A 12,209-nucleotide genomic window follows, 5' to 3' on the forward strand; every position below is an offset into this window, starting at 1 on the left:
GCCTTAAAAAAAAGATTCTGCCAAAGGGCAGGATTTTTTTTGTTTTAAAGCTTGCAAGTTATGTCAAAAAATGATAAAATACCTATTTGCATAATAATAATTAGAGTGGTGATTTGTACTCTAATTTGATACACTCATTTGAAAGGCTAGGGTGAGAAAATTAATGGTACATCCTGTTAAATATGGGAAACGTGAGAGAATGAGTTTTTCTCGTGTAGACGAAGTTATGTCACTACCAAATCTCCTTGACGTGCAGACTTCTTCATACAAATGGTTAATTGAAGAAGGGTTAAAGGAAGTATTTGATGATGTATCTCCTATCGAGGATTACTCAGGTAATTTAATTTTGGAGTTTGTCGATTATCATTTATCTGATGAGATAAAATATGATATTGACGAATCTAAACAAAGAGACACTAATTACTCTGCGCCATTAAAGGCAAAGGTAAGACTTATCAACAGTGAAACGGGAGAAGTTAAGGAACAAGAAGTCTTTATGGGCGACCTTCCTCTTATGACACCTACTGGAACTTTTGTAATTAACGGAGCAGAGAGAGTAGTAGTTTCACAACTTGTAAGAAGTCCAGGGGCATACTACAAAGAAGAAAGAGACAAGACAGGCAAAAAAATCTATTCGGCAACACTTATTCCAAATAGAGGAGCTTGGCTTGAATTCGAAACTGATGCTCAAGGCGTAATTAATGTAAGAATCGACAGAACTAGAAAAATCCCAATAACTATTCTATTAAGAGCATTGGGAGTTGAATCTAACCAAGAGATAATTGATGTTCTTGGCGAAAGTGAAGCACTTTTAAAGACACTAGAAAAAGATACTACTACTAATAAAAATGAAGCTTTACTTGAAATTTATAAAAAGTTAAGACCAGGTGAACCACCTACAATTGATTCAGCACAGTCACTTTTTGAAAATATGTTTTTTGACGACAGAAGATACGATCTTGCAAAGGTTGGAAGATATAAATTCAACAAAAAGTTGGGCATCAGCGCAAGAATAGAAAACAATATTCCTGCAGAAGACATAATAGACCCAATGACTGGTGAAATCTTAGCTGAAGAAGGAGAACTTCTCACTAGAGCAAAGGCTGAAAAAATTGAAGCAGCTGGTGTAAACCAAGTTCTTATAAAGACTGACGAAAACTTTGAACATGCAACAGATAAGACAATAGTAATAGGAAACAACTTTACTTTTGTCGATGCTTATGAACTTGACTTCGACATGGAAGAACTTGGCTTTAAAGAAAAAGTTTATAGACCACTTTTTGACCAGCTTTACGAAGAATATTCAGAAGATACAGAAAAATTCAAAGATGAACTTGTAAAAGCTCACAAGGAACTTTCTCCAAAACATATTTTAATTGACGATATTATCGCAGGAATTAATTATGAATTTGGACTTATGAATAATATTGGCTCAGTTGACGACATCGACCACCTTGGAAATAGAAGAATTAGATCCGTTGGGGAACTTCTTCAAAACCAATTTAGAATTGGTATTTCAAGAATGGAAAGAGTTATTCGTGAAAGAATGACAGTACAAGATGTTGACGCAACTACACCACAATCACTAATAAATATTAGACCTGTGACAGCTGCCATAAAAGAATTTTTTGGCTCTTCACAACTTTCACAATTTATGGACCAAAACAATCCTCTATCAGAATTAACACACAAGAGAAGGTTATCTGCACTTGGACCTGGTGGGTTAAGCAGAGATAGAGCTGGATTTGAAGTGCGTGACGTCCATAACTCACACTATGGAAGAATGTGTCCTATTGAGACACCAGAAGGTCCAAACATTGGACTTATAACATCACTTACAACATACGCAAGAATTAACGATTATGGTTTTATCGAAACACCTTATAGAAAAGTTGTTGACGGAGTTGTAACTGACCAAATTGATTATCTAACAGCCGATGTAGAGTACGAACAAATCATAGCTCAAGCTGACGAAAGTCTTGATGAAAATAATAAATTCGTTGAAGACAGAATTGCAGCCAGAGGTCACGGTGGTAATGCCGATATATTTGACATTAAAGATGTAAATTACATGGACGTTTCACCTCAACAAATAGTTGCAGTTGGTACTTCAATGATTCCTTTCTTGGAAAACGACGACGCCAACAGAGCCCTAATGGGTGCCAATATGCAGCGTCAAGCAGTACCTCTATTAAAAACTGAAGCTCCTGTTGTTGGAACTGGTATTGAATATAGAGCAGCTAAGGACTCAGGTGTTGTAGTAGTTGCTAAAAACAAGGGTAGAGTTAAAAAAGTTGATGCCGTTCACATTGAAATCGAAAGAGAATTTGACAAGGGCATTGACACTTATAAATTACACAAATTCATGGGCGGAAACCAAGGCACTACAATTAACCAAAGACCAATAGTAAGGGCTGGCGACTCTGTAGAAGCTGGCGAAATCATTGCCGATGGACCAAGTACAGACCAAGGTGAAATGGCTCTTGGTAAAAATATCCTAATAGCCTTTATGAACTGGGAAGGATACAACTATGAAGATGCCATGCTTGTAAGTCAAGAACTTGTAATTGACGATGTACTAACTTCACTTCACATTGAAGAATATGAATCTGAAGCAAGAGATACAAAACTTGGACCTGAAGAAATCACTAGAGATATTCCTAATGTTGGCGAAGATATGTTAAAAGACCTTGATGAAAGAGGAATCATAAGAATTGGTGCAGAAGTTAAGCCAGGAGACATCCTTGTTGGCAAGGTAACTCCAAAGGGTGAAACTGAACTTTCTGCAGAAGAAAGACTTCTTCGTTCAATCTTTGGTGAAAAGGCAAGAGAAGTAAGAGATACTTCCCTTAGACTTCCTCATGGTGAACAAGGAATTGTTGTAGATGTAAAGACTTTTAATAGATCAGATGGCGACGAACTTCAACCAGGCGTAAATGAAATGGTGAGAGTTTTTGTAGCTACTAAGAGAAAGATTCAAGTTGGAGATAAGATGTGTGGTCGTCACGGCAACAAGGGGGTTATTTCTAGGGTAATGCCTAAGGAAGATATGCCTTACATGCCAGATGGTACACCTATCCAAATTGTTCTTAACCCACTAGGGGTTCCTTCTCGTATGAATCTTGGACAAGTTCTTGAAGTTCACTTGGGACTTGCTGCCAAAAAACTAGGATGGCACGTTGCCACTCCAGTATTTGACGGTGCCAACGAAAATGACATTTTCGATACACTTGAAGAAGCTGGATATTCTAGAGATGGAAAGATTCAACTAAGAGATGGTAGAACTGGAGAAGAATTTGACCACCCTGTAACTGTTGGTTACATGTATATGTTAAAACTTCACCATTTAGTTGATGAAAAGATCCACGCTCGTTCTACTGGACCTTACTCACTTGTTACACAACAACCTCTTGGAGGTAAGGCACAATTTGGTGGACAAAGATTTGGAGAAATGGAAGTTTGGGCTCTAGAAGCTTATGGTGCCAGCCATACTCTTCAAGAAATGCTTACAGTTAAGTCTGACGACATTGTTGGTCGTGTTAAGACTTATGAAGCAATTGTTAAGGGCGAGAATATTCCACAACCAGGAGTTCCTGAATCCTTTAAGGTTTTAATAAAGGAATTACAAGCACTTGCTCTTGAAATTCAAGTACTTGATGAAAATGGAAATGAAGTTGACCTTGAAGTTGATGAAGATGAACTAATAAAGATCGACAACATTGACGACAAAAATACTGAAACAGATGACGAAATAAAGGAACTTATTGAACACACAGGAACTGCAAATATTGGCATCAGAACAATTTCCAATGACGAAGTTGAGTCTTTTGAAAACAGTCACTTCTTCGAAGATGAAGATGACGAAGAAGACGATTTTGATGAATCCGATGAAGCTGAAGATTAATTAGTTATTTTAATTAATAAGAAAGGAGAAGTGCTCCTTGAGCGAACATGAATTATTCCATTCAATAAAAATTGGACTTGCTTCACCAGAAAAGATCAGATCATGGTCTTATGGCGAAGTAAAAAAACCAGAAACTATAAATTACAGGACATTAAAACCTGAAAAGGAAGGTCTATTTTGTGAAAAAATATTTGGACCTACTAAGGATTGGGAATGTTCCTGTGGAAAATATAAAAGAGTAAGATACAAGGGAGTAGTCTGCGAAAAATGTGGCGTTGAAGTCACAAAGGCTAAGGTTCGTCGTGAAAGAATGGGTCATATTGAACTTGCTGCTCCAGTATCACATATTTGGTACTTTAAGGGCATACCTTCAAGAATGGGTCTTGTGCTAGACATGAGCCCTAGAGCTCTTGAAAAAGTTCTTTACTTTGCATCTTATGTTGTAACCTATGTTGAACCAGGCGAAACAACTCTTTATGAAAAACAACTTCTTTCAGAAATTGAATATAGAGAGTTCAAAAGAGAATATGGCGACAAGTTTACTGCCAAGATGGGTGCAGAAGCCATAAGAGACCTTCTTGTAAAAGTTGACCTACAAAAGGAAAATGACGAACTTCAAGAAGAACTTCAAGATGCAACAGGACAAAAGAAAATTAGAATCACAAGAAGACTTGAAGTAATAGATGCCTTCATCCAATCAGACAACAAGCCTGAATGGATGATACTTGATGCAATCCCAGTAATTCCACCAGATTTAAGACCAATGGTACAACTTGACGGTGGCAGATTTGCAACAAGTGACTTAAATGATTTATATAGAAGAATTGTAAATAGAAATAACAGACTTAAAAAGTTAATGGACATCAACGCTCCAGACATTATCGTTAGAAATGAAAAGAGAATGTTACAAGAATCTGTTGATGCTCTTATAGATAACGGAAGACGTGGAAGACCTGTTACAGGTCCTGGAAACAGACCACTTAAATCTTTATCAGAAATGTTAAAGGGTAAACAAGGTCGTTTCCGTCAAAACTTACTTGGTAAGAGAGTTGACTATTCTGGTCGTTCTGTAATCGTAGTTGGTCCAGATTTAAAATTCTATCAATGTGGTCTTCCAAAGAATATGGCTCTTGAACTTTTCAAACCTTTCGTAATGAGAGAACTTGTAAAGAGAGAATTAACTTATAACATTAAGTCAGCAAAGAGAATGGTTGAAAGAGGAAAAGACGAAGTTTGGGATGTACTTGAAGATGTTATTAAGGACCATCCAGTTCTTCTTAACCGTGCACCGACACTTCACAGACTTGGTATTCAAGCCTTTGAACCAGTTCTAGTAGAAGGTAAGGCTATTAAGCTTCACCCACTTTCTTGTACAGCCTATAATGCCGACTTTGATGGCGACCAAATGGCTGTCCATTTGCCACTATCAACAGAAGCACAAGCTGAAGCAAGACTACTAATGCTTTCAACAAATAATATCTTGGCACTAAAGGATGGTAAGCCAATTACTACTCCTACTCAAGATATGGTTCTTGGTTCCTACTATCTAACTCTTGATAGAAAAGATAAATTAAAGGGCGATGGCTCAATTTATAGAAACTTTGATGAAATGTTCCACGCTTATGAATCAGGCTTTTTACACCTACAATCTCATGTATCTGTTAGAAGATATGCTGATGAAAATGACAAGAGAGGTAAAATTGTCCCATCAACTGTTGGTAGATTTATTGTAAATGAATTTATCCCACAAGACTTAGGTTTTGTAAATAGAGATGAAGACAAATATTCTCTTGAAATCGACCAAGTTGTAGACAAAAAACTTCTTGGTAAAATAATTGAAAAAACTTACAAAAAACATGGAAATATAAAAACTGCTGAGCTACTTGACAACATCAAGGCTACAGGCTACCACTATTCAACTATTGGAGCTGTATCTATTTCAATGGGTGACGTACAAATTCCTGACACTAAGCCAGAACTTTTAGCTAATGCAGAAAAAGAAGTTGCTAAATACGAAAAAGCCTTTAGAAGAGGTCTTATTTCTGATGAAGAAAGATATGAAAAGGTAATTGAAATTTGGAACAAGGCAACTGATGACTTAACTGACGATGTAATGGATGGCTTTGATGCTTTAAATAACATCTACATCATGGCAGATTCAGGAGCCAGAGGTTCAAAGAACCAAATCAGACAACTTGCAGGTATGCGTGGACTTATGGCATCACCTTCAGGTAGAACAATTGAAGTTCCAATCACTTCAAACTTTAGAGAAGGTCTTTCTGTACTTGAATTCTACATGTCAGCCCATGGTTCCAGAAAGGGACTTGCCGATACAGCCCTAAGAACTGCCGACTCTGGATATTTGACAAGAAGACTTGTAGATGTTTCACAACAAGTAATTGTATCTGAAGAAGATTGTGAAACTGATGAATATTTAGTGGCAAGAGCCTTTAAAGATGGCAAGGAATTAATTGAATCCCTTGCTGACAGAATCGAAGGAAGATATTCTTTCGAAGATATAATAAATCCAGAAAGCGGAGAAGTTATTGTTAAGGCAAATGAAGTTATATCTGATGATGACGCAGTTTTAATTGAATCACTTGGCATAGAAGAAGTTAAGGTAAGATCAGTTCTTGGATGTAAGGCTAAACATGGAGTATGTGCCCACTGCTACGGCAGAAACCTAGCAACAGGTTCTCACATTGGCATTGGAGAAGCAGTTGGTGTAATTGCCGCTCAATCAATAGGTGAACCGGGTACACAACTTACAATGAGAACTTTCCACACTGGTGGTGTAGCTGCAGCAGCAGATATCACTCAAGGTCTTCCAAGAGTTGAAGAACTTTTCGAAGCAAGAAAGCCAAAGGGACTTGCAGTAATTGCAGAAAGAGGCGGTCTTGTTGACATTAAAGAAACAAACAAGAAGAGAGAAGTTCTTATAACTGCAGAAGATGGAACAGTTGACTCTTACAACATCGTCTATGGCTCAAGACTTAAAGTTAAACAAGGCGATGAAGTTGAAGCAGGGGACGAACTTACACAAGGTTCTGTATATCCACAAGATTTACTAAGAGTAAAAGGCGAAAAGGGTGTACAAGAATACATCGTTAAGGAAGTTCAAAGAGTTTACAGACTTCAAGGTGTAGACATTAACGACAAGCACATTGAAATAATAGTAAGACAAATGCTATCAAAGTGCAAAATCGAAGATGCGGGAGACACAGATTTACTTCCAGGCTCACTTGTTAATGTAGTTGACTACAAAGAAGCAAATAAGAAAGCAAAGGAAGAAGGCAAGGAGCCAGCAATTGCAAGAGTAAATCTTCTTGGAATTACAAAGGCATCACTTGCAACAGATTCCTTCCTATCAGCAGCATCCTTCCAAGAAACAACAAGGGTTCTTACAGATGCAGCAATAAAAGGCAAGGAAGATATGCTTGAAGGCTTAAAGGAAAATATTATAATCGGACAACTTATACCAGCAGGTACAGGCGCTCGTATAAATTCCAAGGTACAAATTGGAATCGACGAAAGCCTAAAGGAAGATTACAATATCCTTGAAGACTCTGAAGTAATAACACAAGAAGATGTAAAAGTTGAACTTGAACCTGTAGCAGAAGAAGAATAAAAAATATAAAAATAAATTTTAAGTAGGTTGATTAGTCAGCCTACTTTTTTTATATTTCATTACCTAAAGGAAAAACTTTAAAAATTTATGGCGGGGGTGCTATAATAAATTAAGAAGGAAAAGTTTTTATTTATTAATAAAAGATTTTGAGGTGAATTAATGAGTGACTTATCAACATATGTATTAGTGGCAATTTTTGCGTCAGCCTTAGTCACTTTTGATTACATAAGAGAAAATAAGAAAGAAGAAAAAGATTCTGAGAATGACATAATATATTCCTTCCTAATAACAAATTTTTTAATCTTAGAATATTATTTTAAAGTTTGTCAAAATCTTGGGCTTACAATTCTTGTCAGCGCCTTTGTTTATTTTGTGATTTGGGCTATTTATAAACTTTACACAGAGAGCAAAAGGGGAAAGAAGTTATTGGAAAATAAAAATGAGTCTAAGTGGAGGGTTTTATTTATTTCAATTTCCTTTATATTAATAGCAAGCCTTAGCTTTTTAGAATTAAAAGATGGGCTTACTATTTATTCATATAGCAAAAGTGACTTTCGAAAAATTTTAATAGTTTCAACTCTTTTTTTAGCCTACATTAAAATAATTTTAGACCTGAGACTTTTAAAAAGTATTTTATTTGAAAAAGATATTTGGAGAAGGGCTTTTATTCTTTCAGAGATTATTTTGATTTTAATATTGGCTTTAGGAAGTGCCTACAACATAAAAAACATCAACCGCATTGATTTTTATTTAGAAAGAGAAAATTATCAAGAAATATCAGGAGAGGAATCATGGAATCATTAATTTTATTATTTTTTATACCAGCCATACTTATATCTTCAATAATTCCATTAACTTATAGATATAAAGAAAAAAGAGGAATAGAAACTGAAAGTAGCACTATAGTGGAAGACTATATATATGCTTTTACTATGGTGTCTTTTTGGATTGGCATTGTTTTTAGTCAAAAAAAGCTATATATCTATTTTGCAATTTTTGGCCTTGTGGCATATTTTGTTTACAGAACTTACACAGAAGATATTTTGAAAAATAAGTACAAAGACGACCCAAGACTTTATAAAATAACGACAATTATTGCTCAGGCTACTCTTATAATATATCAACTAATATTTTTTATGACACTTGAAGATGGTCATAAAATCAATTACTTCGCAAAAAACGAATTTTTAATAGTTTTGTCATGCTTTGTGTTAGTTATATTATGGCTTAGCTATTATTTGTCAAAAAAATCACTATCTAAAATTTTTGTGGAAAAGGACACTTACAGAAAAGTTTTTATCATTCTACAAATTTTATTTATTATAATTTTTACAGGATTTACAATCTATAATATTATAAACATCAATAGATTTGATTTTTATCTCGACAGATTAATGTAAATTTTAGTAAAAATTTCAAAAAACTAAAGATAATTTTAAAAAATATGATGAATTCGCCAATTTATCATATTTTTTGTTGACTTAATGGCTTTGTAATGATAAAATTGATGAGTATTTGAGACGGAAAGACTACCTAAGACTGGGTAGTCTTTGAAATGTCTGATACTATTATTAAAACAGGAGGTGCAATTAATGCCTACAATTAACCAATTAGTAAGAAATGGTAGAAAGAAAATTCACAGTAAATCTAAATCACCAGCTCTTGATGTAAACTATGACACACTTAAAAAAGTTGAAACTGAAGTTAATTCTCCACAAAAAAGAGGAGTATGTGTTGCAGTAAGAACAGTAACACCTAAGAAACCGAATTCAGCTCTTAGAAAAGTTGCCAGAGTTCGTTTGACAAATGGATACGAAGTTATGGCTTACATTCCAGGAATCGGACACAACCTACAAGAACACAGTGTTGTTTTAATCCGTGGTGGAAGAGTTAAGGATTTACCAGGTGTTAGATACCATATTGTAAGAGGTACTCTTGATACAGCTGGAGTAACTGATAGAAAGCAATCTAGATCTAAATATGGTACTAAGAAACCTAAAAATTGATAGAATTTTTTACGAGAATTTATAGATTTTTGGCTTACGGGCTCAACCTGAGTACCAATGAATCGACTGAAAAATAGTTAAGGAGGGAAGTTATGCCAAGAAAAGGACATATCCAAAAACGTGAAGTTATGGCTGATCCAATGTACAGTGATGTAGTTATCACTAAGCTTATAAACAATGTTATGCTTGACGGTAAAAAAGGTACTGCTCAAAGAATTGTTTATGGAGCACTTGAAACAATTGCAGAACAAACTGGAGAAGACGCACTTGAAGTATTTTACAAGGCACTTAATAATGTAATGCCTGTACTTGAAGTAAAGGGCAGAAGAATAGGCGGTGCTACTTACCAAGTTCCAATGGAAGTTAGACCGGAAAGACGCCAAACACTAGGACTTAGATGGTTAGTTAGATACGCAAGAGCTAGAGGCGAAAAGACAATGCACGAAAGACTTGCAAAAGAAATCCTTGATGCATCTAACGGACTAGGCGGAAGCGTTAAGAGAAAAGATGAAATGCATAGAACAGCAGAAGCTAACAAGGCCTTTGCTCACTATAGATGGTAATAAGGGGAGGAATTTATGGCTCGCGAAATACCATTAGAGAAATATAGAAATATTGGTATTATGGCCCATATTGATGCTGGAAAGACTACTACTACTGAACGTATTCTTTTCTACGCTGGTAAGATTCACAAAATCGGTGAAACTCACGAAGGTGCAGCACAAATGGACTGGATGGAACAAGAACAAGAAAGAGGTATCACAATTACTTCTGCAGCTACTACTGCACACTGGAAGGGCTACAGACTTAACATTATCGATACTCCGGGACACGTTGACTTTACAGTTGAAGTTGAAAGATCTCTAAGAGTACTTGATGGTGCTGTTGCACTTTTTGATGCAAAAAGTGGTGTAGAACCTCAATCTGAAACTGTTTGGAGACAAGCAGACAAGTATCATGTTCCAAGAATTGCTCATATTAACAAGATGGACGTTACTGGCGCTGATTTCTTTAGATCAGTTCAAACAATTGACAAGAAATTACATGGTAACCCTATTCCAATTCAAATCCCAATGGGAGCAGAAGATACTTTCATTGGAATGATTGACCTTGTTGAAATGAAAGCAGAAATTTACAAGGACGAACTTGGTAAGGAAATCGAAATTACTGATGTTCCTGAAGAATATTTAGACCAAGCAAATGAATATAGAGAAAAATTAATTGAAAAAGCTTCTGAATTTGATGAAGATTTAATGATGGCTTATCTTGAAGGAGAAGAAATCGATAAGGAACTTCTTAAAAAAGCAATAAGAAAGGGTACTCTTGCAGTAGAAATCACTCCAGTATCTTGTGGTTCTTCTTACAAGAACAAGGGTGTTCAACTTCTTCTTGATGCAATAATTGATTATCTTCCATCTCCAATTGATGTACCTTCAATTGATGGTGTTGACTTAGATGGAAATGAAGTTCAAAGACACTCTTCAGACGATGAACCTTTCTCAGCACTTGCATTTAAAATTGTAACTGACCCATATGTTGGTAAACTTGCATACTTTAGAGTTTACTCTGGAGTTTTACAAGCTGGTTCTTATGTAATGAACTCAACTAAGGGCAAGAGAGAAAGAATCGGAAGAATTCTTCAAATGCACGCTAACAAGAGAGAAGAAATCGAAGAAATCCATGCAGGAGAAATCGCTGCAGCTGTAGGTCTTAAAGACACTACTACTGGTGATACTCTTTGTGATGAAAAGAATCAAGTAATTCTTGAAAACATGGAATTCCCAGAACCAGTTATCTCTGTAGCAATCGAACCAAAGACAAAGGCTTCTCAAGATAAGATGGCTCTTGCCTTAGCAAAACTTGCTGAAGAAGATCCAACTTTCAGAACATATACTGATGATGAAACTGGTCAAACAATTATCGCAGGAATGGGTGAACTTCACCTTGACATAATTGTTGATAGACTTTTAAGAGAATTTAAGGTTGAGGCAAACATTGGTAACCCTCAAGTTTCTTATAGAGAAGGTATTAAGAAGGCAGCTGAAGGCGAAGCTAAATATGCTCGTCAATCAGGTGGTCGTGGACAATATGGTCACGCTAAGATTAGAATTGAACCTAATAAACCAGGTGAAGGCTTTGTATTTGAAAACGCCATTGTTGGTGGTGCTATTCCTAAGGAATTTATTGGACCAACTCAACAAGGTATTGAAGAAGCACTTCAATCAGGTATTATCGGTGGATACGAAGTTCTTGATGTTAAGGTAACTCTTTATGATGGATCTTATCACGAAGTCGACTCTTCTGAAATGGCATTTAAGATTGCCGGTTCTATGGCAGTTAGAGATGCTCTTGCAAAGGCAGACCCAGTACTTCTTGAACCTATGATGAAGGTTGAAGTTACAACTCCTGAAGAATACATGGGAGATGTAATCGGAGACATCAACTCAAGAAGAGGAAGAATGGAAGGCATGGAACTTGTAGCTGGAGCTCAAATCGTTACAGCTTATGTACCACTAGCAGAAATGTTTGGTTACGCAACTAGCCTTCGTTCAAACACACAAGGAAGAGCTAACTACTCAATGCAATTTGATCACTACGAAGAAGTACCTGCATCAATAGCTGAAGAAGTAGTTGGAGATAAAAAGAAAAACTAATAATTAGGAGGATTAAT

At 35.9% G+C, this 12,209-nt stretch carries 7 protein-coding genes; all 7 read left to right on the top strand.

Annotated features, from left to right (window positions below):
- Positions 1 to 163 precede the first annotated feature (163 nt).
- The 7 genes from rpoB (at position 164) to fusA (ending at position 12,192) form a co-directional block, all read left to right on the top strand.
- Complete coding sequence (gene rpoB / locus HGPG_RS00930; protein WP_036731149.1) at positions 164 to 3,904, top strand: DNA-directed RNA polymerase subunit beta; 3,741 nt, start codon at positions 164 to 166, stop codon at positions 3,902 to 3,904.
- Positions 3,905 to 3,941: 37 nt separating this feature from the next.
- On the top strand, positions 3,942 to 7,532 hold the full coding sequence (gene rpoC / locus HGPG_RS00935) for a DNA-directed RNA polymerase subunit beta' (protein WP_019124171.1): 3,591 nt from the start codon (positions 3,942 to 3,944) through the stop codon (positions 7,530 to 7,532).
- Positions 7,533 to 7,691: 159 nt separating this feature from the next.
- A complete protein-coding gene (locus HGPG_RS00940) occupies positions 7,692 to 8,336 on the top strand; it encodes a hypothetical protein (protein WP_019124172.1) in 645 nt (214 codons plus the stop codon).
- Positions 8,324 to 8,932 carry a hypothetical protein gene (locus tag HGPG_RS00945; RefSeq protein WP_019124173.1) on the top strand — a complete coding sequence of 203 codons (609 nt, stop codon included), beginning with the start codon at positions 8,324 to 8,326 and terminating at the stop codon, positions 8,930 to 8,932. The genes HGPG_RS00940 and HGPG_RS00945 overlap by 13 nt, the downstream gene beginning before the upstream one ends.
- A 192-nt stretch (positions 8,933 to 9,124) precedes the next feature.
- Positions 9,125 to 9,538 (top strand): 30S ribosomal protein S12, encoded by a 414-nt coding sequence (rpsL, locus tag HGPG_RS00950; RefSeq protein WP_019124174.1) that lies wholly within the window; start codon positions 9,125 to 9,127, stop codon positions 9,536 to 9,538.
- Between the two features lie 92 nt (positions 9,539 to 9,630).
- Positions 9,631 to 10,101 (top strand): 30S ribosomal protein S7, encoded by a 471-nt coding sequence (rpsG, locus tag HGPG_RS00955; protein WP_019124175.1) that lies wholly within the window; start codon positions 9,631 to 9,633, stop codon positions 10,099 to 10,101.
- A gap of 15 nt (positions 10,102 to 10,116) precedes the next feature.
- A complete protein-coding gene (gene fusA, locus HGPG_RS00960; RefSeq protein ID WP_019124176.1) occupies positions 10,117 to 12,192 on the top strand; it encodes an elongation factor G in 2,076 nt (691 codons plus the stop codon).
- Positions 12,193 to 12,209 lie beyond the last annotated feature (17 nt).

The organism is Peptoniphilus grossensis ph5 (assembly GCF_000311825.1).
In the GTDB taxonomy this organism is placed as follows: Bacteria; Bacillota; Clostridia; order Tissierellales; family Peptoniphilaceae; genus Peptoniphilus_A; species Peptoniphilus_A hominis.